The sequence below is a fragment of the Sphingobacterium sp. ML3W genome, from assembly GCF_000747525.1.
Taxonomy (GTDB): Bacteria; Bacteroidota; Bacteroidia; order Sphingobacteriales; family Sphingobacteriaceae; genus Sphingobacterium.
In genome coordinates, this window is record NZ_CP009278.1 from 4,622,507 (window position 1) to 4,646,011 (window position 23,505).

The following is a 23,505-nucleotide window of genomic DNA, read 5'->3' on the forward strand; positions in this document are numbered from 1 at the left end:
CTTTATCAGATGAGGGAAAATTCGTTCAAAAGCTTTATCAGGACAACCTTCGGTTCAGGGTCACCGATTCCATTTATTATCTGTGGACAGGTTGCCCTATTTATCTTGATTTACCTATTTGACCTTCTTTTTGAATTAAAAATAATTCCTATCTCTCTTTTTCAATTGAGTATTGAAAAGTTGAGCTTACCAACAAATTTTCAGACATTCATCCAACAACCTTGGTCGCTATTCACGTACAACTTTCTGTACACAGGCCTTTTCAACGTTGCTTTTGATTGTTTGTGGTTATATTGGCTAGGAACTATTTTCTTTAATTTTCTAAGTAAAAGGCAATTTCTATTCATTTACATCGTATCTGGAGTTCTTTCAGGCATCATATTTTTGGTTTTTTCGCATTTAGCTCTTTTTTCACATGCCTCCAATCCTCCTTTGAACACAGGAGCATTTACGTTAGCTGCAGTTTTAGCGGCGACTGCCACTTTAGTTCCTAAATTTGAACTGAGGCTATTGTTATTTGGAAATGTAAAGTTAAAAACCATCGCTATTATCTATTTCGCGATTCAATTTTTCTTCTTTTTATTAACAAATAAACCTGCAGCAATCAGCTACTTTTGTACCGTTTTGTTCGGCATGGGTTATGTGTATGCATTGCAATCCGGTATGGATTGGTCTAAAATATTCAAAAGGAATAAACAAAGACCTACCAAAATGAAAGTTGTCGTAGGTCAGGGCACTCAGCAATCGCGCTCACATCGCTATGATTTACCTAATCAGGACCAAATTGATCAAATCTTAGATAAAATATCCTTATCCGGCTACGATAGTTTGAGTACTCAAGAGAAAGAGACGCTCTTCAAAGCAAGCAATAACAATAAGATAGATGGCTAGGCGTGTGTTGGTAAAAAAAAGATTGGGTTATTTGAGTAAGACGGTTTTTATTTTTAACATTCTTGCCATAATTGCCTTATTGATTAGTTATTCTGCCTCTTTCATTAATCCTAAAACATTTTGGCCAATCGCTTTTTTTGGATTGGGCTATCTGCCTATTCTAATCATCAACATCGGATTTATAGCATATTGGTTAATACGAAAACCAAAAATGATCATTTTTTCATTGTTGACTATTCTAATTGGTTGGCCGTTATTGACAAAACATTGGAATCTACGCTCATCATCTCCTATTACAGCAAAATCACCTGATCAAATACGAGTTTTAAGTTTCAATGCACATCTTTTTAAAGATATACATGACGAGAAAAAAAACTTTAAAAATGATGCTTTAGAAATGTTGGATAGTATCAAACCGGATATTATCTGCTTCCAAGAATACTATAGTAAGATAAAGGGTAAGTATGTTATTTCCAATGAATTTAAACGCAAACTGGGATATGATTATCATTATTTTGCTGAAAGTTCCAAAAACGACTATGAAGCTTATGGAATGACCATATTCTCGAAGTACCCAATTATAAATTCCGGAAATATCCTAGACAACGACTATGGTATTAATCGTATCTCTTATGCCGATGTTAAGAAAAACGATAGTACAATTCGTATCTATAATGTTCATTTAAGATCATTTGCCCTTCAAAACGATGAAAAAGAATTCTTGCAAAATCCCGCATTGAAAAATGAAACGGATAAACAAGCAACCCGTCGACTAGGCAAAAAACTTAAAAATGCGTTCGAATTTAGAAGTGATCAGGCTAATTCTTTAAAAAAGCACATGGAAACCTGTAGCATGCCCTACATCGTGATGGGGGATTTCAACGACACTCCAATGAGCTATTCTGTTAATCTAGTCAGCAAAGGTCTTAAAAATGCCTTTAAAGAGAAAGGTTCGGGCTGGGGAGTAACACACTACGAATTGCTACCTTTCTTCCAGATTGATTATATCTTTACAAGTCCAAACTTTGATATCGACAATTACCATGTGGTTAAAAAGAAATTATCAGACCACTACCCCATTTGGAGTGATTTAAGATTAAGATACCTTTAATTCCTTTGTATTCCTAATGCGTCCAGAGCTCCCACAATAAAAAAATCTTTTCTATTTTTTATTTTATAATAAGCTTCTCTACCAAAGTAATAACGACCTACCAAAGCTTCAATATCCGATTGAATGATTTGATGAAGTCGATCTGCTTCGAGCTTATTGACAGCAATTTCCTTTGTCTGTAAAAACGAAATAAAATCATTAAACTCTGCATCAGGCAGGTTATATCCGCTTAAAAAATTCTCAATGGAATAGGCTGGTAATTTTTTAGTAAAACGGTCATAAACAAATTCTTGAATACTATTTGAATGGTATATTTCTCTATACTTGGAACTAATTTCATTAGAGTCAATGGGTATCAAGATATCGGGTTGGATACCACCACCTCCAAATAACATTTTCCCTTTACTCGTGGTATACATGTCATGTGGGCTAAATTCCGTTTCCATCGTCCAAAGATCGAATGTGGTCATATAGTTCGATTGATCATAATTTGCGCGTGTATACTTCCGCTGAATACATCTGCCTAGAGGTGTATAATACCGAGCTACTGTTAAGTTTACGGCAGAACCGTCGGCAAAATCAAACTGTTCTTGCACCAAACCTTTACCATAAGATCGACGACCAACAACTGTACCTCTATCTAGATCTTGTAGAGCACCGGTAACGATTTCACTGGCTGAAGCTGTTTCTTCGTTAATCAATACTATAATACGGCCATCAGCAAAGCCTCCGGGTTCTTTGGAAAAGTAATCTCTCCGCAATTCATTAGCACCCTCTGTATACATCAGTAATCGCTTATCTTTGAAAAACATACTGGCCATTTCAATAGCTGTGTGTACATATCCGCCTCCATTACCTCTTAAATCCAAGATCAAATCTTCGGCGCCACTTTTCTTTAAGTCTCGCAATTTAATTTTGAAATCATCGGCAGTGTGATGGCCAAAGCGTCGAATTTTCACATAGGCAACTTTAGGGGCTATCATATAGGAAGCATCTAATGTGCTGACCGATACTTGATCGCGCACCACTTTTAATGCTGTGGTTAAAACCTCGTTATTACGCTTGATAATGATGTCGACTATAGAGCCTTTTTTACCGCGAATCAACTTATCAACGACATTTTCGGTTACCCGAACACCAGCGATATTACGATTCGCAATTTTAACTAAACGGTCGCCAATTTTCATTCCTGACTTTTCAGCAGGTCCTCCGGCAATCATACCAACGACAAGAAGCGTATCGTTCAGGTTAAAGTATTCGACCCCTATACCATCAAAAGTTCCTTCAAGAGCTTCTGATTGTGCTAAGCGTTCATTCGGTTTTAAATAAGTTGAAAAAGGGTCCAAGCGAGTAATGATATGCTGGATAGCTTCATCCTGAATAGTATCTAGATTGACTTTATCCACATAATTATCTGCGATCAGGTTTACCATGTACTGCACTTTTTCAGAATTTCCCGTCAGTCCACCAGTTAAAATCGAGATGGATTGCTTGTTTCCTTGTTCGTCGGCATACCTTTGCCCAAGCAATAAACCCAGGAGTAGAACTCCTGCGTATGTTGCAGCTACAAAAATATTCCGTTTTATACTTTTTTGCATATGAAAAGATGCTTCAAAAATAGTAAGTTTTATCCATTAAAACCACAATAAGATAGGTGATTTTTATTCGTAAAACAAAAGTCCGTAAAAGTGGTTAATATGTGAAAGTTTTCTCAACTTTGCCTTTTGTTACAATCAAATAATCTGCCAAAATGCACGAAATTGAACCTTTTTACAATTGGAGACATGATTATATAGCTTCGGAAGATGAGCAATCTCCATTCTATGGAACCGTATACAATGAATTTGAATACGATAAACAAATTTACAATTTCCTTTTACACCCACAATGGGATGATTTTGGTTCACATACGCTATACCTGAAAGTGCTATTTGTAGACTATGATAAACAATATGGGATCATCGAGCTCATAGGAGAATGGAATGATGCTATCGACAATGACATCATGATACTGAAACGGGAATTAATAGATTTAATGATTTCTGAGGGTATTCATCATTTTATATTAATTGGTGAAAACATCCTTAATTTTCACGCTTCTGACGATACTTACTATGAGGAATGGTTTCAGGATATCGAGGATGGTTGGATCGCTGCTGTGAATTTCCTTCCCCATGTGACAGCAGAATTTATGCAAAACAATATTGACTATTACATCAATTTTGGTGGAGACCTCAATAATCTTTCATGGCGAACGTTAAAACCTATTCAGCTTTTCCACCATATCAACGAACAATTAACGAAACGACTGAATGGTTAACACTATTTGAAACAATTATGACATTCAAATTCGGCCAAGATGAGGTCTTTGAATGGCTGTTCTCTATATTTTTACTTAACTTTGTTGTATTAAAAAAAATCAAACGCTATGTCATTTAGAATAGAAAAAGATACCATGGGTGAAGTTCAAGTTCCCGCAGATAAATACTGGGGTGCCCAAACCGAACGTTCACGCAATAACTTCAAAATTGGTCCTGCTGCATCTATGCCGCATGAAATCATCGCAGGTTTTGCTTACTTGAAAAAAGCTGCAGCTTATGCTAATGCAGAATTGGGTGTGTTGCCGGTTGAAAAACGTGATGCTATTGCTGCTGTTTGTGATGAGATCTTAGCCGGTAAATTAGCCGATCAATTTCCATTGGTAATTTGGCAAACAGGCTCAGGTACGCAATCTAACATGAACCTGAATGAGGTAATTGCGAACCGTGCTCAAGTATTAGCAGGTTTCAAAATTGGAGAGGGCGAACCTGTATTGAAAGCGAATGATGATGTGAACAAATCACAATCTTCTAATGATACTTACCCTACAGGTATGCACATTGCAGCTTATAAAGCTGTTGTTGAAGTGACGATTCCTGGTGTTGAGAAACTTCGTGATACTTTAGCTAAGAAATCTGCGGAGTTTATGAAGGTGGTTAAAATTGGTCGTACACACTTGATGGATGCTACTCCTTTGACATTAGGTCAAGAGCTATCTGGTTATGTTGCACAGTTGAACTATGGTGTAAAAGCCGTAAAAAACACGTTGGCACATTTATCTGAATTGGCACTTGGTGGTACAGCGGTTGGTACTGGTTTAAATACTCCTACTGGATATGACGTACTGGTAGCAAAATATATTGCAGAATTTACGGGTCTTCCTTTTATTACTGCTGAAAATAAATTTGAAGCTTTAGCTGCGCATGATGCCATTGTTGAATCGCACGGTGCATTAAAACAATTAGCAGTTTCTTTAAACAAAATTGCAAACGATATCCGGATGTTGGCTTCTGGTCCTCGTTCTGGTATTGGCGAAATCATCATCCCTGAGAATGAACCTGGTTCTTCTATCATGCCTGGAAAAGTAAATCCTACGCAATGTGAAGCTTTAACCATGGTTGCATGTCAAGTAATGGGTAACGATGTTGCTATTACAATAGGCGGTACTCAAGGTCACTATGAGCTGAACGTATTCAAGCCATTGATGGCGGCTAACTTCTTGCAATCTGCTCAATTGATTGGTGATGCTTGTGTGTCATTTGAGGAGCACTGTGCAAGTGGCATCGAGCCCAACTATGCACGTATCAAAGAATTGGTAGACAACTCTTTGATGTTAGTAACGGCTTTGAACACTAAAATTGGTTACTACAAGTCTGCAGAAATTGCACAAACAGCTCATAAAAACAATTCAACATTAAAAGAAACGGCTATTGCATTGGGATATGTGACTGCTGCTGAATTTGATGAGTGGGTAAAACCTGAAGAAATGGTAGGTAGCTTAAAATAGGGCTATGATTCCGTATCTAAATAAACATAAAAACACAAAAGCATACCTATTGTTAACAATAGGTATGCTTTTGCTATTTGGAAGCTGCAAGTTTAATTCTGAAATGCAAACAGAAGGTGCAAGCTATCTGCAAGGTGAATGGAAACAAGATAGTATCCAAAATCAAGACCAAATGTTGCAGTATACGCTCACTGAATTTCGCTTTACTTGTGATTCCATCTATGCACGCATGTATGTTCACGCAAAAACAAAACAAATAGCTGATAGTTGTTACAATAACGGCTCTTGGATTGAACATGCTAAAGGACTTTATGTAGTGCGTGGTGACAGTGTCATCGTGGATGGTATATATATCAAAGAAAATGGAAAACAAAAGTTATCTGGCTGTTACCGTCAAGGGCAGTACCTTCCGAGATTTAAAGTTGCCTATCATTCAAAAGACTCTCTCGTATTAGAGAATAAATTTGATCAGCGTCCTATCATCTTACGTAAGACAAAAGACGTAATTTGTGTCCCAAAGAAGCGCTGGCAATAAATTACACACAACTTCATGCCATTTTATCTGAAAATGGCTTTTTTTATTATTAATGACTCGCTCGTCACTATTCGGAGCAAAAAATATGAATAAAGGAATTATTGCATTGGCCTTCGGGGGGCTCGCCATAGGAATGACAGAATTCACTATGATGGGAATCTTACCCGATATCGCCAAAGATTTAAATATCGACATTCCAAAGGCAGCGCATCTCATCGCGTTGTATGCTATTGGAGTTGTCGTGGGCGCACCAACTTTAGTACTCTTATCAGGAAAATATCCACCAAAAAATGTATTACTTTTTTTAATGGTCTTATTTTTCATCTTTAATGGGTTATTTGCGATATCGCCCACACACTTTACGATCCAACTATCCCGGTTTATGTCGGGTCTACCTCATGGTGCGTTCTTTGGTGTAGGCTCTGTTGTTGCCGCCAGGTTGGCTCCAAAAGGAAAAGAAGCACAAGCTATCTCCATAATGTTTACCGGTATGACTATCGCAAACTTGGCTGGTGTACCTTTAGGAACATACATTGGTCATCATTACTCTTGGCGCATAACTTACGGTGTTATTAGTGCTTTAGGCATATTGACATTTTTGATGATCTATATCTGGCTACCAAAAATTGAATCGTCGAAACACAATGATATCATTGGACAGCTCAATTTCTTCAAAAAGAAAGAAGCATGGTTGCTGATGGCCATCATTTCTATCGGAACCGGAGGTCTATTTGCTTGGATAAGCTATATAGCGCCATTGGTTACCAACGTATCGGGACTCGACCCTAATCGGGTACCTATTATCATGGTCCTGATCGGTATCGGTATGTTTTTCGGGAATCTATTAGGGGGAAAAATGGCTGATACCATCTCTCCTACCAAGGCCGCTATTGCTGCCTTTAGTTCCATGGCCATATGCTTGGTTGTTCTATATTTTGTTTCACCATTTCAATGGTCGGCATACATCATGGCCTTTATCACGGGATTAATTTCATTTACAATTGGTCCGCCAATACAAATGATGTTGATTCGTACGGCCAAAGGTGCCGAAACATTGGCTGCTGCGGGCGGACAGGCTGCATTCAATTTAGGCAATACATTTGGAGCCTATTTAGGGGGAATACCGATTATATACGGTCTAGCCTATAATACACCATCTCTTGTGGGTGTCGGAATGGCTACTATTGGTGCATTACTTGCTTTACTGTTCCTAGTACAATATGTACAAAAGAATCGTATTCCAGTTGCTGATTAAGCTGTAGCGGGACCAAATTGCTCTTCTGAAAGCAGATTTCTCTTTAATAAAAAAGCTTCAATTATGAATTGAAGCTTTTTTATATTTTAGATTCTCGTAAGACTAGAATGGTAAATCATCATCATCGTTTGATCCTGACAAATCAACTGGAGCTGGCATTTCAGCATAGCCTGGAGCAGGAGCTGAAGCAGCAGTATTAGCCAATTTTGTCACTCTCCAAGCGACCAAAGAATTGAAGTATGTTGTTACACCTTCCTTATTTGTCCAAGGGCGACCACGTAAATTGAAAGAAACTTCAATTTCTTCACCTACAGTCAAACCATCAAAAATTGACGTTCTATCTTGAGTAGCTTCAAAGCGAATATATTCAACAAACTGCGGATTCTCAGCGTAAGCCACGATTACATCACGCTTTTTAAAAGACTCTGTTACTTGTTGCGTAGCACCTATTTCGTGTACTTTTCCTCTAATTTCCATAATCAAAAATATTAAACCGTAAAAATAAGCATTTTTTGAGTAAGAGATTAACTAACTTTGTACAAATATTATGGAAGTTTTCAACACCCCCAATAAAATCATCATCACTTGCAATAAGAGACTTTCTCCTTATTTGCAACAAGAAGTCGAAGAACTTGGCTTCGAGATCAAGCGTTCATTCTCTACTGGTGTAGAATTATTTAACACCTTGAATGAAACAATTAAATTAAATTTAAACTTGCGCACAGCTTCGCAGATTTTATATTCGATCAAAGAATTTAAAGCATCAAACCCTCAAGAGCTATACGATGAATTGAAAGACATCGCATGGGAAGAGTTGATTGCGTTTGATGGATACTTTTCTGTGACTTCTAATGTCGATAATGAAACGATAACGACACCTCTATTTGCAAATTTGAAAGTTAAAGATGCAATTGTAGATCGTATTAAAGAAAAGAAAGACATTCGCCCTAATTCAGGTTCTGACTCGCATAAGGCTGTGGTACACCTGTATTGGAAAGACGACCGTGCAGAGATTTTCATCGACTCGTCTGGTGAAACATTAGCAAAACACGGTTACCGTAAGCATCCAGGAAAAGCTCCAATGCTTGAAGCTCTTGCTGCTGGTACTATCTTTGCTTCTAAATGGGATGGGAAGACTTCGTTTGTCAACCCGATGTGTGGATCAGGAACATTGGCCATCGAAGCTGCTTTGATTGCTACTAATCGTCGTCCTGGTTTATACCGCATGAATTATTCATTTATGCATTTTATTGGATATGATGAAGAAGTGTTTTTTCAAGAGAGAAGAAATTTAAAGGAGCAAGTCAATAAGAAAGCAAATCCGAAAATTATTGCTTCGGATATTTCGCAGCAAGCAATCGATATCTCGATCATGAATGCGAAGACAGCAGGAGTCGATCAGCTTATTGATTTTCAAGTTTGTGATTTTGAAGAGACAACTGTACCTCAAGAAGAGAAAGGAATTGCTATATTTAACCCGGAATATGGTGAACGCCTTGGTAATCATAGTCAATTGGAATTAACATATAAACGTGTAGGAGACTTTCTAAAACAAAACTGTAAGGGTTATAGAGGTTATATTTTTACTGGAAATCCGGATCTTGCTAAGAAAATAGGATTGCGTGCTTCCAGAAAAGTTGAATTTTATAATGGTAAATTAGATTGTCGTCTATTAGAATACGAATTATACGAGGGAACTCGCGAAAAACCAAAAGTAATTTATGAATAAGATTATTGAAAGTACGGTTGCATTTGTACAGGACAGATTAAAATTTGCTGAATCTGGTCATGACTGGTCACATATCCAACGTGTATGGAACAACACAAAATTAATTCTTCAAACTGAAGAAGCAGATTACCAAACTTGCGAACTCGCTGCTTTATTACATGATATTGCTGACAGCAAATTTCATGATGGAGATGAAACCATAGGACCTCGTGTTGCTGGTGAATTTTTAACATCCCTGGGTGTAGATAAAGAGGTGATTGAACATGTTGAAAAAATTATTTTAAACATGTCTTTCAAAGCAAGTTTAGGAGAAATTGCTTTTCATTCAAAGGAACTTGAAATCGTACAAGATGCGGATCGTTTAGATGCAATCGGTGCGATTGGTGTTGCCAGAGCATTCAATTATGGAGGCCACAAAAACAGAGAGATGTACAATCCCAGTATTCCCGTTCAAGAATATCAGGATAAGGAAAGTTACAAGCATTCTGAAGCACCAACTATCAATCATTTTCATGAAAAACTTTTATTACTAAAGGATAAAATGAATACAAAAGCCGCCCAAGCTATCGCTGAAAAAAGACATGCATTTATGCTTACTTTTTTAGATGAGTTTTACGCTGAGTGGGAAGGTAAAAAATAAAAAAATAATATTTCCTTAATCAGGAGGTTACACTAAAATGGTACTTTTGATAATTAGTTGATAATTATCGAGGTACCATTTTTTTTGTTTAAATTTAGTTGACGAATAATCCTATTAAGCGATTTTAATTATGATTTACGTCATTTCAACTAAAAAACAGAATAAGTTAAAAAAGAGTTAATGAACAACGCGCTACCTATTATTAGAATCAATAGCCTCAATTATTCATAATTAAGGAAACAAATCGAGCTCTCGAGCTCACGAAGTAATTATATCTGATGAAAAAAACAGTTTTAGTAATCCTAGCCACAATGGCCATTATGGGAATCTCGGAATTAAAAGCCCAAACCAAAATTATTGCTCACCGTGGAGCATTTAAAAACACAAAACTTCCAGAGAACTCCATCGCTTCTCTGAAAGCAGCTAAAGATCTAAATCTTTGGGGGTCTGAATATGATGTACACCTCACGAAGGATAATGTACTCGTCGTCAACCATGACAATGATTTCTATGGAATTGATATCGCTACTGCAACTTACCAAGAGTTATTGGCGAAAAAACATCCGAATGGTGAAAACATTCCTACGTTAGAAGAATTTATCAAAACCGGTTTGAAACTTGATGGACTTATGCTCATCTTAGAATTAAAGACAAATAAACTGGGCTTGGAGCGTACGTTGGAAGCTACTGAAAAAGCTGTCGCTTTAGTAAAAGAATTAAAAGCAGAGCAAGTAACCGAATATATCGCCTTCAGTTATGATGCCTGCAAAAAGATTCATGAACTGGATCCAAAAGCTAAAGTGTCCTACTTAAATGGAGATATTGCTCCCGTTCAAATCAAAAAAGATGGCTTGACAGGAATTGACTATCATCTTAGTGTTTTTACGAAGCATCCAAATTGGTTGCAAGAGGCAAAGTCGTTAAAATTAGAAACGAATGCTTGGACTGTCAATAAAGAAGCAGATATGAAATCTTTAATTGACCAGAAGATTGATTATATCACAACTAACGAACCTGAATTATTAAAAACCTTACTTAACTAGTTCAAGATAACATTAAAGGCAATATCCTTGTCTTTAATTAATAAACAATCTTACGAGATCGTTTATTAATTATAATATGCTTGTATACGAAAAAAGTAGACTGTAAAATATTAACCGAGCTTGCAAGCTCACAAAATAATTATATTCGATGAAAAAATTTATTCTTGCTATCTTTCTAATTTGCTCAGGACTATCCTATAGTATGGCGCAGCAAATACGTATAGCTACTTATAATATAAGACAAAAAAATAACCATGACACAGGCAACATGTGGAATGAAAGGAAAGATGCTGTTGCTAACCTCATTAAGTTCCACAACTTCGAAATTTTCGGTGTTCAAGAAGCATTTATTGACCAGGTGAAAGATCTTCAAGAGCGACTTCCTGACTTTAAAACAGTTGGTGTTGGTCGAGATGATGGTGCTGAAGAAGGGGAACATTCTTCCATTTTCTATAACAAAAACCGTTTTGAAGCGACAAAAAGTGGTACTTTTTGGTTGTCAGCGACAGACACTAAACAACCCAACAAAGGATGGGATGCAGCCTTACCTCGTATTTGTACATGGGCCATCTTAAAGGATAAAAAAAGTGGAAAATCTTTTATTTTTATGAATACCCATTTTGATCATGTGGGAGTAGTGGCAAGAAAAGAGAGTGCAAAATTAATCTTAGAAAAAGCAAAGGAATTAGCAGGAAAATTACCCTTAATCTTAACTGGAGATTTCAATGTTGATGAGCATGATGAAGCCTATTTTACTTTAGCAAATAGCAAAACGGTTGTTGATAGTTATGAAGTAAGCCCGCGCATCTATGAGCCTAGCTCTTCTTTTAATGGTTGGGGTAAAAGCATCAAATCAAAAGGAAGAATCGATCATATCTTTGTAGTTCCACAAATAAAAGTTACTAACTATGCAATCTTAACGGATACTTATGAGGGGAAATTCCCGTCGGACCACTTTCCTGTTACGGCAGACATATCTCTGTAAGAAACTCATCTTGTGTCAGTTCCAAGACTGGCACAAGATGATACTTAGTTTTCAACGATTCCTTCCAAAATGCTTTGGTCATGTTACCTTTCTATCGCTAAAATAAAATTATCACCTTCGTTAAACATTCAGCTCCTTTCGCATTCTAATTTGTAGTTTTACAAAAAATTAGACATGAAAAATATTTTAACATATGCCTTAGTTGCATCAGGTTTATTATTTGCAACAAATACGCAAGCACAATCAAAAGGACTTTCTAAGTTAAAAAGTATCCTATCTTCTACTACTAATCAAAATAAAACAACTGCAGATAGCGTAAAAGTCAGCACAAACAATATCGACCCTGTTGTAACGAATATTTCAAAAAAAGAGGCTACTTTAGGTATAAAAGAAGCCTTAAGTAAGGGGCTTACAAATAGTGTTAACATCTTGTCTGTAAAAGATGGTTTTTTAGGCGATGCAGCTGTCAAAATCCTGATGCCTTCTGAAGCGCAAAAGGTAGAAAAGGCGCTTCGTGCTGTAGGGATGGGTTCTTTATGTGACCAGTTCATTAGCAGTATGAATAGAGCAGCGGAAACCGCAGTCAGTGAAGCAGGTACCGTTTTTGTTAATTCATTATCAAAAATGACCATTACAGATGCTTACAACATTCTTCTAAGTGGAAACCAAAATGCTGCAACAACATTCTTCAAAACCAATACGTCGAAAGAGCTTACCTCAAAATTTTCACCAGTCATTGATAAAGCAATGGGTGAAAATAATGTCTCAGGATATTGGAATCAATTAACTACGGCATATAACAATCTACCATTTTCTAATAAAGTAGAAACCAATTTAACGAACTACGTCACGCAAAAAGCAATTGATGGCTTATTTGTCAAAGTAGCTGATCAAGAATTACAAATCAGAGAAAATATAGGTGGATCTCGAAATACAGATTTACTGTCCAAAGTATTTGGTTGGGCTGATACTCAAAAATAAAGGTATGAGCAGGACAATAGTCCTGCTCATACCTTTATTCTTCTTCTGTTGATATACCTGAAAAATAGTGTCGACCAATTTTTGTATTGGTATATACTAACTAATCCAACCATGAGTAAAATAGCTTTCACAAATAGATTTGCACCAAAGTATGGTGTTATCTGCACATGTTTAGCGAGTAAAACCAAGGCGAAAAAAATGTAATATAGACCACATAGAATGATATAAATTTGAAAATAATATTTTAGATTTCGGTATTTTTTCGTTGCTATAAGCCCCCAAAAAGGTAATACTAGGTAAATCAATTGGCTCATATACACCAACTGTCTATAGGAGTCATCTATACTAAATAGTAAAAATAATTGCGCTAAAAGGAGGAGGAAAAACATTGCTCTTAACAAATGCAACATACTGAAAATCAAATTTTAGGTTTCATAAATTTATGAAAAAATCCACTGATTAACAAATAGTCACTTATAATAGGTAAAATTCGCTAATGCTTACATTTTTTGTAATTTTGTATAGCATGATCACATTAATGATATAAAAGTATATGAGTAACTTCGAGATCAACAACATAAATGATTTTTCAGTATCTGAAAGATTCCAACGTTATGTACAAATAGATACACAATCCGATTCAAATTCACCCACCTGTCCTTCAACAGCTAAACAAAAAAATCTAGGCAAACTTCTAGTCGAAGAATTGTTAGCATTTGGTATATCTGATGCTGCTATAGATGATAATGGTTATGTATATGCAACCATACCTTCCAATACGGAGAAAAGCGTACCAACGATTTGCTTTTGTTCACATATGGATACTTCTCCTGATTCTTCAGGGAAAGATGTTAAACCTTTGGTTCATCGTAATTATCAGGGCCAAGATTTGGTATTACCAGATGATAATAATATCATTATCAAGTATACAGAACATCCTGATTTAGCCAATCAAATCGGAAATAATATCATCACAGCTAGTGGTACTACTTTGTTGGGAGCTGACGATAAAGCAGGGATCGCAGAAATTATGGATGCAGCACGTCTCCTGATGCAACACCCGGAAATCAAGCATGGTGATATCAAAATATTATTCACACCTGATGAAGAGATTGGAAGAGGTGTGGACAAAGCTGATTTAAAACGCGTAGGTGCAGATTTTGCGTATACAATGGATGGAGAAAAGGCAGGTACTATTGAGGATGAGACTTTTTCGGCTGATGGCGCAATATTGACCATCCACGGTGTTTCGGTTCACCCAGGATTTGCTAAAGGTAAAATGCAAAGCGCAATAAAAATTGCAAGTGCTATTATTGAGGCATTACCTCAGGATCGTCTATCTCCAGAAAGTACCAATAAAAAGGATGGATTTGTGCATCCCACCAATATCTCAGGTACGGTTGAGAAAGCAGAAATTCATTTCATCATCCGGGACCACAATACCGCGAATTTGGCAAAACATGAGTCGGAATTGGAATCTATTGCTAAATCAATCCTAGCGAAATATCCAAACTGCAGTTATACTTTCGAAGTAAAGGAACAATACCGCAACATGAAAGAGATCTTGGATCAGTTCCCTCAAATCATGGAAATCGGAATAGAAGCAATTACAAGAGCGGGCATGAAAGCTGAACGTAGAAGTATACGTGGTGGTACGGATGGTTCCCGCTTATCATTTATGGGTTTGCCATGTCCCAATATTTTTGCTGGTGGGCACGCCTTCCATGGAAAGCAGGAATGGGTGTCTGAACAAGATATGCAAAAAGCTGTTTTAACAATTTTACATGTAGCGACTCTTTGGGAAGAAAAATAATAGGTAACTTCATATCCATTGAACGAGTTTAAGAAAATAAAATATATGCAAGCAAACGAAGTTTTAAAGGCGATACAAAACCGAAGATCAGTTTTTCAAGCTAATTTTACTGATAAAGAAGTTTCTAAAGAAGATATTTTAAGCATTTTAGAGGCCGCAAATGCTGCTCCTACTCATAAAAGAACGCAACCTTGGCGTTTCACTATTTTCAAAGGTGAAGGATTGGTACGATTGGGCACTGAGCTTTCACGTATTTATAAAACAGTCACTCCTACTGAGAAATACCTTGAAAAGACAGAAATCACCATGGGTGAAAAAGCAACCCAGTCAAAAGTTGCTATCGCATTAATTGTGAATTACACGGGCGATCTTCCAGAGTGGGAAGAATTGGCTGCTACAGCCTGTGCCGTTGAGAATATGTGGTTAGCAGCACATTCTTTAGGATTAGGTGGCTACTGGGCTACTCCTGGATTAATCCATCATTTAGGAAGCTTCTTACATTTAGAGGAAAATCAAAAATGTATCGGTTTATTTTATCTAGGACATCACGAAATGGAAGCTAGGGAACCTGTGAGAGGCCCTATCGCTGACAAAATTCGTTGGGAAGAATAAAAGGTTTTACAGTTATTAAAAAGGTCGGCTAAATAACTAGTCGACCTTTTCTGATTTTTTTCTATTATCTACTTTATTTCTTCAATTCCAAAGCAATGAGTTGGCTTACTACCTCGTGTCTGACTTTCTTCTGGAAAACTGATGATTAATTTCCCCTTTTCTCCTTGCCATTTAGGTCCTCCTGCTAATAACCTCATTGCTTCTGTCTTCAGGATTTCATTTTGAACCTCCTCAACATTCATATTTGAAAGCTTTCCGTTTTTATCAACTGTAAAAGCAATAATAAGTTTACCACCGCTATCTTTCAGACGTGTATTCTCTTGCAGATACTGCTCAAAGGCATTCCACCCTCCTATTGGTGAGGCATCTCCTCCTGCTAAAATCGGTTCGATAACTATCCTATTCTCAGGATAGCTCAACTCAACCTCCGTAGTACGACTCGTATTTGGCGTAAAATTCTTGAAATAAATAAATGCAATCAGCACAACAAAAATCACCCCTGCTGCAGATCCAATTGCTAGTCTTTGCCAAGTATAAAACTGCGCATTACGTGTAGATATCGTTTGTTCAACGCGGCGGTTTAATCGTTGTTGCAATAAACTTAATTGCCGCACATCAATACCTTTCTGCATGCGATAACCTTCAATGGCATCTTGCAAAAAAGGGTCTTCCAGTGCCTCTTTTTCCAACTGAAACATTTCCTCTTTATTCATCAAACCACTGATGTAGTTATGAATTCTGGATAATTGATAATTATTTTCCATTTTACTTATTCTCCATACAAATTTTCAGATTACGCTTTCCGTTTTGAATATAGCTTTTCACTTTATTCATATCAAGCCCCGTCATAACGACGATATCTTTATAACATTTTTGTTCCAAATAAAACAATCGAATACAGCGCTCTTGTTCTGGTTTTAGTGTCAACATACAGCTTTCTAATTTTTCAAATTGACTTTCACTCCATTCTTTAGGGTCAGTATCGTCCAAATAGTCAACACCAATAGCGACCTGCTCATCAATGTCCACATGCTGCACTCCTTTTTCTTTACGTAATTGCATCAAACAAAAATTTCTCGAAAAAGTGTATAACCAACTTTTAAAGTTATCGACCTCATGAATACGTAATTTTCGAATCAATTCTTCAAAAATGTACATAACAGCATCTTGACTTTTATCCTGATCTTGTAGATACTTGAAACAGACTCCATACAATAATGACATATAAGGAGCATACAATTTCCCCAAAAGATCCAAATCTCCTGTAACGCGATACTGTATTAATAATTCCTTTTCAGTCATACGATGAATGTTATTATGATTAATAGATGCTTTAAGGTACGAAATTCCATAATAGTTCAGGGATATATTATGTATACTGGGTTCAATCTGCCATACTATAAATGAATACAGTATTCTGTCTCCAGTCATATTTTAATTTAAGACCGTTTGTCCGCCGACTGCAATTAGGCCTGCTCATGATTCAAAAGGACTTAAAAAATGAGCAATTTCATTTTTCAATTAAGTCATTCCATTTTTTCTAAATTATATTACCTGGACGCAATCTCTTATAAAATTCGTAAAAGTTATGGCTAAACTTCATGAAAAACATTGTTTTTAACTTCTTTTAATGAATATTGGTAAGCAAAAAACAACAGATTGATTCATAGTGATCATAAAGCTTTAAATTGATAATGCTATATTCGTACGGTTAAAATAGCATAATTTTTTTATGTTTTTTTTGACAGTAAATAAAGGAATAATATGCTTATGAATGGATATGAATTAATAGCTATTGGCTTGTATATGGCTTTAATGATTGGAATCGGAATCTACTCTTGGAGAAAATCCAACTGCAATTCAGACGATTTTTTAATTGGAGGCCGAAAAATGGGAGCTGCTGTCACCGCTTTATCTGCAGGTGCTGCAGATATGAGTGGCTGGTTGTTAATGGGACTTCCTGGCGCAATGTATCTTTCCGGATTATCTAGCGCTTGGATTGCAATAGGATTGACCATTGGTGCATACTTAAACTATGTCCTTGTAGCTCCTCGGCTTAGGGTTTATACAGAGGTCGCTCAAAATGCGATTACCCTTCCCGTATTTTTTGAAAATCGATTTAAAGATAAGACGCAATTATTGAAAATTGTGTCTTCCATATTCATCCTGGTTTTCTTTACCTTATATACTTCTGCCGGTATGGTATCTGGGGGACGACTGTTTGAGTCGGCATTTGGAATGGATTATTATACCGGACTATTTGCAACAACTTTTGTTGTTGTACTCTATACTTTTCTGGGTGGTTTTTTAGCCGTAAGCCTCACCGATTTTGTGCAAGGAACTATTATGGTTACAGCTCTTGTCATCATCCCTGTGGTATTGGTGATTCAAATCGGAGGCCTAGGTACTACTTTAGATATCATAGCAAGTAAGGGTAGTAACTATTTAGATCTTTTTAAAGGTACTACGACGATTTCCATCGTATCATTACTTGCCTGGGGATTAGGCTATTTTGGACAACCGCATATTTTGGTTCGTTTTATGGCTATCGGTGATGTTAAGGATATTCCTAAGGCTAAAAAGATAGGGATTAGTTGGATGATTCTTACCGTTGGTGGAGCACTGCTATTAGGCCTGTTTGGCATCGCTTATCTATATAAATTTGATCCAGCGACCATGTTACAGTTCGACCAATCGAAGGAATTGTCAGAAACAATTTTCATACATCTTTCGAGAACCCTATTTCATCCATTGATTGGAGGGTTTCTATTATCGGCAATTTTGGCAGCTGTTATGAGTACGATATCTTCCCAATTATTAGTCACTTCGAGTTCGATGACAGAGGATATTTATAAAGCTTTCTTTAATAAAAATGCTTCTGCTAAACGCATGTTGTTGGTTAGTCGTATATCTGTGCTTATTGTTGCGATAGTAGCTTTGTTATTATCTTTAAATCCAAAGGATAGCATCTTGAATTTAGTAGGAAATGCCTGGGCGGGTTTTGGAGCAGCCTTTGGTCCGCTTATCATTTTATCTCTCCTATGGAAAAGGACAACAGCTACTGCAGGATTACTGGGCATGTTAGTGGGTGGAGCAACCGTACTTTTATGGGTATATGTCCCTCATGATTATAAATACGTTTATGAAATCATACCTGGTTTCATTTTAAGTTTTATTACTACGGTTGTTGTTTCTCTCCTTAGTAAACCTGTCGATTCTGAAATTCAGAATGAATTTGACCAGGTGAAGGAGATACTAAAATCCTAAAATAAAATTATAAGAAAAGGATAACCCCAATAGGATTATCCTTTTCTTATATACGATTATGTGTACTGTAACACATGAAGATAACACCAAACAGATTACTGCAATCGTAGCAATACATCACGTTATGCTCCTTCAATTATGCTATTCAACATTTATTGAAATAGCAATAGTGCAATGATCAAAGTAACGATTACATTAAAGGTCTGTGCAATCAGGAAGGCATATAGCGGTTTTTTATTATCCTGCTGAAAAAGATCCTTAAAATTAGTTTCTAAACCGATCGAAGTAAACGCCAATGTAAACCACAGTCCTTGAATAAATTTTAAACTGCCTTTAATCTCTGCATTTGTTTCTGGTGAAATGAAAAATGAAAAAAGTAATGACGCAAAAATAAAACCTAGAACAAATTTCGGAAATCGCTCCCAGATAATTTTCAATGTGGGTTTTTCTTTCTTGGTCTCATCATCCACGGATTTCGCATAGCTCCAATAGATACTAATTGCAAATGCCGCAATTCCTAATAAAACATTTTGTGAGAACTTAACAATTGTACTGATTTTTAAGGCTTCTTCTCCAACCAAACTACCAGAGGCAGCTACAGCACCCGAAGTATCGATAGAACCTCCTAACCATGCTCCTGTAACTTCTTGCGACAGCCCCATCTTATCTGCTAAATAGGGCATGAAAATCATCATGGGGATAGCCGTAATCAATACAAGTGAAATGACATAAGAAAGTTTTTTACTGTCGCCCTTAATAGCTCCGGATGTCGCAATAGCAGCCGACACACCACAAATGGACACGGCACTTGACAACATGAGTGACATTTCTTTATCAATCTTCAGTTTTTTACAGACCCAAAAAGCAAAGTACCACACCGATATGACCACCACTAACGCTTGAATAAGTCCCAAAGATCCCGCTTTCAGTATATCTCCAAAAATCACGGTAGTCCCTAAAAGAATCAACCCAATCTTCACATATAATTCTGTACTTAATGCGGCCTTAAACCAGTCTGGAAGTTTAAAGAAATTACTGATGACCAACCCGATGGCCAAACTAAAGATAACGGCTTCTAGGTTATAATCTTTCACGAAAGCATTTCCAGCCAAAATCAAGGCTAACATGGTCAATATATACACCGTAGGGAATACAATCAGTAAATTTTTGACTGATTTCCCAAGTAGAAAAGCACCTAAAATAGCCGCCATTAGGACAAGTCCAAATTGCGTGGCAATAGCCACTAGATTGTCTGTTGCAAACACGAGTTCCTCAAGTTCGGAGAAGTTTTGCCAGTGGAAAATGGGTTGAGGTACAATGACGCCAAAAATAGCCAAGAATACAATTCCTAAGCCTAAGATAACAACTACCCAATCCTCAGCTATTGAGAATGATTTCGAAGATGACATGTATAAAGGTTTTAATTTTGAAACCCCAAATTTAGAAATATTATCCTTGTGGGCAACTCCTAAACGAAAAAGTTACCAAATAAAAAAGCCGTGGTCTTTACACCATGGCTTTTTTTATTTATAATAACCTTTTAAAACCTAAAAACAATATTTATTTGCATCAATCAATTTCTTCGCAATTCGCTGACGTGCTTCTTTTACATTAAATGGTTCTGACTTTGTAAAACGTCGCAGTCCAACTAACATCATTTTAAGTTCATCTCCTTCAGCAAATGAATTCAACGCTTCTTTTCCAGCGACATTAACTTTATCGACTGTGGAGTACAGGTAGATTTTAGCCATATCTGTTGCGTCTGCACTTTCTTCAGGCCCTTTTGTATGATACAACTTCTCTGCACGCAATAGCGCAGATTCAGCGATGTAGATATAACCAATCACATCGGCGATATTCATCAAAATCTCCTGTTCTTTAGATAGCGACATCATCAGTTTTTGAACCGCAGCTCCTGCTATTAGCAATCCTGCTTTTTTCAGGTTAGCAATAATTTTCTTCTCTGCTGCAAATGGAGTCGCATCCTCTTCACCAAAATCAGGAATAGCCAACAGTTCTGCTGCAACTGCTGATGCCGGCCCCATTAAATCAATCTCACCTTTCATAGCTCGTTTCAATAACATATCTACGACCAATAAACGATTTACCTCATTTGTACCTTCAAAAATACGGTTGATACGAGAATCACGATAGGCACGTTCCATTGGTGCTTCTGCCGAATAGCCCATACCGCCATAAATCTGCACGCCTTCATCGACTACATAATCCAACATTTCAGAGCACCAGACTTTAATAATAGCACACTCAATGGCAAATTGTTCTACCGATTTCAATTTTGCTTTCGCTTCCTCCATGCCACCCGCAACTAGGGACTCATGTGCATCATCAATATTCTGACCAGCACGATATGCCGCTGATTCTGTTGCAAACAAGCGTGTCGCCATCTCGGCCAATTTGTAACGAATAGCTCCAAATTTGGAAATAGGCAAATTAAACTGCACACGTTCATTTGCATATTTAACAGCCTGTGTAATGACCATTCGCGATGAACCAATGGTTGCAGCCCCTAATTTTATACGGCCGATATTTAAGATATTAACGGCTATTTTAAAACCATTCTCCCTTTCGGAAAGCATGTTTTCAATAGGAACTTCACAATCATTGAAAAAAACCTGACGTGTGGAAGAGCCTTTGATTCCTAATTTATGTTCTTCAGGGTTCATACTAATTCCCCCGAAATCTTTTTCGACAATAAAAGCAGTCAAATTCTTATCATCATCAATTTTAGCAAAAACAATAAAAATATCGGCAAAACCTCCATTTGTAATCCACATCTTTTGGCCATTGATAACGTAATGAGTACCTGCTACATTTAATTTTGCTGCTGTACGGCCAGAATTGGCATCGGAACCCGAATTAGGTTCTGTCAAACAATAGGAAGCCTTCCATTCACCTGACGCTAATTTTGGAATATATTTTGCCTTTTGAGCAGCATTACCGTAATATAAAATAGGTAAAGTACCTATCCCTGTATGTGCAGATAAAGCAACAGCAAAGGAAAATCCACCTCCTACTGCATCGGCCACTAACATGGAGGTATTGAAATTTTTACCAAAACCACCATATTCTTCTGGTATAGATACACTTAACATACCCAACTCACCAGCTTTATCCATTAAACTCGGCATCAGTCCCTCTTCTTGGGCATCGATACGATCTAATTTATTTAAAACTTCTGTTTCTAAAAAATCAATACACGTTTGACGAATCATCCTTGCTTCTTCGTCAAATTCTTCAGGAATAAAAATATCTGTATAAGAGGTTTCTTTGATTACAAATTCTCCGCCTTTAATTGTGTTACTCATAATTTTTTCTGATTAAAGTGCAAAGGATAAAGACGATGCCCTATTTCTTTGCTTCTATTGTTTTAAAAAAATATTGTTACTCTTTTTTTGAATTGCCCATACAGCTTCAATCATTTACTTAGGCTGATGAATATATTCAAATCAATCTGCAGAAATCCATTTGATTTCAATTTAGAAACCATGTCTTCCTATAATTTTCACATCATGTATCACGTCCTTATTCTATGAACTTAAAAAGCTTTTATCGCGCTAGGAAGTGCTAAAAAATGGTACAACTATAACAACTCAAAAATACCTGCTGCTCCCTGTCCAGTTCCAACACACATGGTGACCATACCATATTTTTTATTTCTACGCTTTAATTCATTCAATATTTGAACTGTCAATTTAGCACCGGTACACCCCAATGGGTGTCCTAAAGCAATAGCACCTCCATTAACATTGACTTTTTCTTCATCCAAACCCAACTCACGGATAACGGCTAAAGATTGTGAAGCAAAAGCTTCATTCAACTCAAACAAATCGATATCCTCTTTCTTCAATCCTGCCATTTTCAAAGCTTTGGGTATCGCTACAATGGGACCAATCCCCATAATACGAGGTGGTACACCTGCCACTGCATAGCTCACAAGACGCGCTATTGGTTTCAGATTTAATTCATTCATTTTTTTCTCTGAAAGCACTAAAACAAAAGCTGCTCCATCTGAGGTTTGAGAAGAATTTCCGGCTGTCACCACACCATCGGCGGCAAAAACAGGTCGTAACTTTGCTAATACCTCAAGAGAGGAGTCCGCACGTGGTCCTTCATCAGTGTCCACGACATACTCTCGTGTCTCTATTTTTTTTCCATCCTTTAGATAATTCTCTTTCACTGTTATAGGCACAACACCATCTTTCAAGTGTCCATTCTTAATGGCTTCAATAGCTTTCTGGTGTGATTTTAAAGAAAATGCATCTTGATCTTCGCGAGATATATGATATTCTTTTGCAACGGCTTCGGCGGTAAGCCCCATCCCCCAATACCAATCTGGGTTTTTCTTGGCTACTTCAGGATTTGGAACAATTTTCCATCCTCCAAAAGGCATACCCGACATCACTTCAACACCTCCAGCAATAATACAATCGGCCATGCCTGCTTTTATTTTCGCTACAGCTGTGGCTATTGTTTCCAGTCCAGAGGCACAGTAACGATTCACAGTGACTCCTGGGACCTTATCCGTCTCTAAGCCCATAAGCGATATTAAACGCCCTACATTCAATCCTTGTTCTGCTTCTGGCATTGCATTTCCAACGATTACATCGTCAATTTCTTCTTTATTTAAATTTGGAACTGATGCTACCAAGTGCTTGATAACATCCGCGGCCAAATCATCTGCACGCATAAAACGAAATCCACCACGAGGTGCTTTCCCTACTGCCGTACGATATCCTGCTACAATATATGCTTCCATAATAATATGAGTAGTTATATAACCTGAGTTTTTTGATATA

21 protein-coding genes are annotated in these 23,505 nt (G+C 37.0%); 14 read left to right on the top strand and 7 right to left on the bottom strand.

Annotated features, from left to right (window positions below; all coding sequences use genetic code 11):
- The first annotated feature begins 9 nt into the window (after positions 1-9).
- The gene (locus KO02_RS19785) at positions 10-891 is read left to right on the top strand and encodes a rhomboid family intramembrane serine protease (RefSeq protein ID WP_038701102.1); all 882 of its coding nucleotides are present in this window, start codon (positions 10-12) and stop codon (positions 889-891) included.
- Positions 884-2,002: an endonuclease/exonuclease/phosphatase family protein gene (locus KO02_RS19790; protein WP_038701103.1), complete on the top strand. Its 1,119-nt coding sequence runs from the start codon at positions 884-886 to the stop codon at positions 2,000-2,002. Before KO02_RS19785 ends, KO02_RS19790 begins: the two co-directional genes overlap by 8 nt.
- Here the strand turns inward: KO02_RS19790 and KO02_RS19795 are convergent.
- Positions 1,999-3,600 carry a S41 family peptidase gene (locus KO02_RS19795; RefSeq protein WP_038701105.1) on the bottom strand — a complete coding sequence of 534 codons (1,602 nt, stop codon included), beginning with the start codon at positions 3,598-3,600 and terminating at the stop codon, positions 1,999-2,001. The genes KO02_RS19790 and KO02_RS19795 overlap by 4 nt on opposite strands.
- Before the next feature lie 152 nt (positions 3,601-3,752).
- Between KO02_RS19795 and KO02_RS19800 the strand changes: the two genes are divergently transcribed.
- The 4 genes from KO02_RS19800 (at position 3,753) to KO02_RS19815 (ending at position 7,618) form a co-directional block, all read left to right on the top strand.
- Positions 3,753-4,322, top strand: coding sequence for a hypothetical protein (locus tag KO02_RS19800; protein ID WP_038701107.1), 570 nt, complete (start codon positions 3,753-3,755; stop codon positions 4,320-4,322).
- 108 nt (positions 4,323-4,430) lie between these two features.
- Positions 4,431-5,828 (top strand): class II fumarate hydratase, encoded by a 1,398-nt coding sequence (fumC, locus tag KO02_RS19805; protein WP_038701109.1) that lies wholly within the window; start codon positions 4,431-4,433, stop codon positions 5,826-5,828.
- 4 nt (positions 5,829-5,832) lie between these two features.
- Positions 5,833-6,363, top strand: a complete 531-nt coding sequence (locus tag KO02_RS19810) for a hypothetical protein (RefSeq protein WP_038701110.1) — start codon at positions 5,833-5,835, stop codon at positions 6,361-6,363.
- Between the two features lie 85 nt (positions 6,364-6,448).
- The gene (locus KO02_RS19815) at positions 6,449-7,618 is read left to right on the top strand and encodes an MFS transporter (RefSeq protein WP_038703047.1); all 1,170 of its coding nucleotides are present in this window, start codon (positions 6,449-6,451) and stop codon (positions 7,616-7,618) included.
- A 102-nt stretch (positions 7,619-7,720) separates the two neighbouring features.
- Here the strand turns inward: KO02_RS19815 and KO02_RS19820 are convergent, their stop codons facing one another.
- Positions 7,721-8,095, bottom strand: coding sequence for a DUF3127 domain-containing protein (locus KO02_RS19820; RefSeq protein WP_038701112.1), 375 nt, complete (start codon positions 8,093-8,095; stop codon positions 7,721-7,723).
- Between the two features lie 70 nt (positions 8,096-8,165).
- Between KO02_RS19820 and KO02_RS19825 the strand changes: the two genes are divergently transcribed.
- The 7 genes from KO02_RS19825 (at position 8,166) to KO02_RS19860 (ending at position 15,421) form a co-directional block, all read left to right on the top strand.
- Positions 8,166-9,347 (top strand): class I SAM-dependent RNA methyltransferase, encoded by a 1,182-nt coding sequence (locus KO02_RS19825; protein WP_038701114.1) that lies wholly within the window; start codon positions 8,166-8,168, stop codon positions 9,345-9,347.
- A complete protein-coding gene (locus tag KO02_RS19830) occupies positions 9,340-9,987 on the top strand; it encodes an HD domain-containing protein (protein ID WP_038701116.1) in 648 nt (215 codons plus the stop codon). The genes KO02_RS19825 and KO02_RS19830 overlap by 8 nt, the downstream gene beginning before the upstream one ends.
- Positions 9,988-10,265: 278 nt before the next feature.
- Positions 10,266-11,030: a glycerophosphodiester phosphodiesterase family protein gene (locus KO02_RS19835; protein WP_038701118.1), complete on the top strand. Its 765-nt coding sequence runs from the start codon at positions 10,266-10,268 to the stop codon at positions 11,028-11,030.
- Between the two features lie 148 nt (positions 11,031-11,178).
- The gene (locus KO02_RS19840) at positions 11,179-12,015 is read left to right on the top strand and encodes an endonuclease/exonuclease/phosphatase family protein (protein ID WP_038701120.1); all 837 of its coding nucleotides are present in this window, start codon (positions 11,179-11,181) and stop codon (positions 12,013-12,015) included.
- Positions 12,016-12,189: 174 nt separating this feature from the next.
- A complete protein-coding gene (locus tag KO02_RS19845; RefSeq protein WP_081918439.1) occupies positions 12,190-12,996 on the top strand; it encodes a DUF4197 domain-containing protein in 807 nt (268 codons plus the stop codon).
- A gap of 553 nt (positions 12,997-13,549) precedes the next feature.
- Positions 13,550-14,809, top strand: coding sequence for a peptidase T (gene pepT / locus KO02_RS19855; RefSeq protein ID WP_038701124.1), 1,260 nt, complete (start codon positions 13,550-13,552; stop codon positions 14,807-14,809).
- Between the two features lie 45 nt (positions 14,810-14,854).
- Positions 14,855-15,421: a nitroreductase gene (locus KO02_RS19860; protein WP_038701126.1), complete on the top strand. Its 567-nt coding sequence runs from the start codon at positions 14,855-14,857 to the stop codon at positions 15,419-15,421.
- A 68-nt stretch (positions 15,422-15,489) separates the two neighbouring features.
- Here the strand turns inward: KO02_RS19860 and KO02_RS19865 are convergent, their stop codons facing one another.
- Together KO02_RS19865 and KO02_RS19870 are read right to left on the bottom strand one after the other, a co-directional pair.
- Positions 15,490-16,185, bottom strand: a complete 696-nt coding sequence (locus KO02_RS19865; RefSeq protein WP_200878572.1) for a hypothetical protein — start codon at positions 16,183-16,185, stop codon at positions 15,490-15,492.
- A 1-nt stretch (position 16,186) separates the two neighbouring features.
- Positions 16,187-16,723 (bottom strand): RNA polymerase sigma factor, encoded by a 537-nt coding sequence (locus KO02_RS19870; protein ID WP_038703053.1) that lies wholly within the window; start codon positions 16,721-16,723, stop codon positions 16,187-16,189.
- 468 nt (positions 16,724-17,191) lie between these two features.
- Here KO02_RS19870 and putP point away from each other — a divergent pair, with 468 nt between their 5' ends.
- Positions 17,192-18,688, top strand: coding sequence for a sodium/proline symporter PutP (putP, locus tag KO02_RS19875; RefSeq protein ID WP_038703055.1), 1,497 nt, complete (start codon positions 17,192-17,194; stop codon positions 18,686-18,688).
- 152 nt (positions 18,689-18,840) lie between these two features.
- Here the strand turns inward: putP and KO02_RS19880 are convergent, their stop codons facing one another.
- The 3 genes from KO02_RS19880 to KO02_RS19890 form a co-directional block, all read right to left on the bottom strand.
- Positions 18,841-20,097 (bottom strand): YeiH family protein, encoded by a 1,257-nt coding sequence (locus tag KO02_RS19880; RefSeq protein WP_038701128.1) that lies wholly within the window; start codon positions 20,095-20,097, stop codon positions 18,841-18,843.
- A 138-nt stretch (positions 20,098-20,235) separates the two neighbouring features.
- Entirely contained in the window at positions 20,236-22,014 is a 1,779-nt protein-coding gene (locus KO02_RS19885) for an acyl-CoA dehydrogenase family protein (protein WP_038701130.1), read from the bottom strand.
- Between the two features lie 275 nt (positions 22,015-22,289).
- On the bottom strand, positions 22,290-23,465 hold the full coding sequence (locus tag KO02_RS19890; protein ID WP_038701132.1) for an acetyl-CoA C-acyltransferase: 1,176 nt from the start codon (positions 23,463-23,465) through the stop codon (positions 22,290-22,292).
- Between the last annotated feature and the right edge of the window lie 40 nt (positions 23,466-23,505).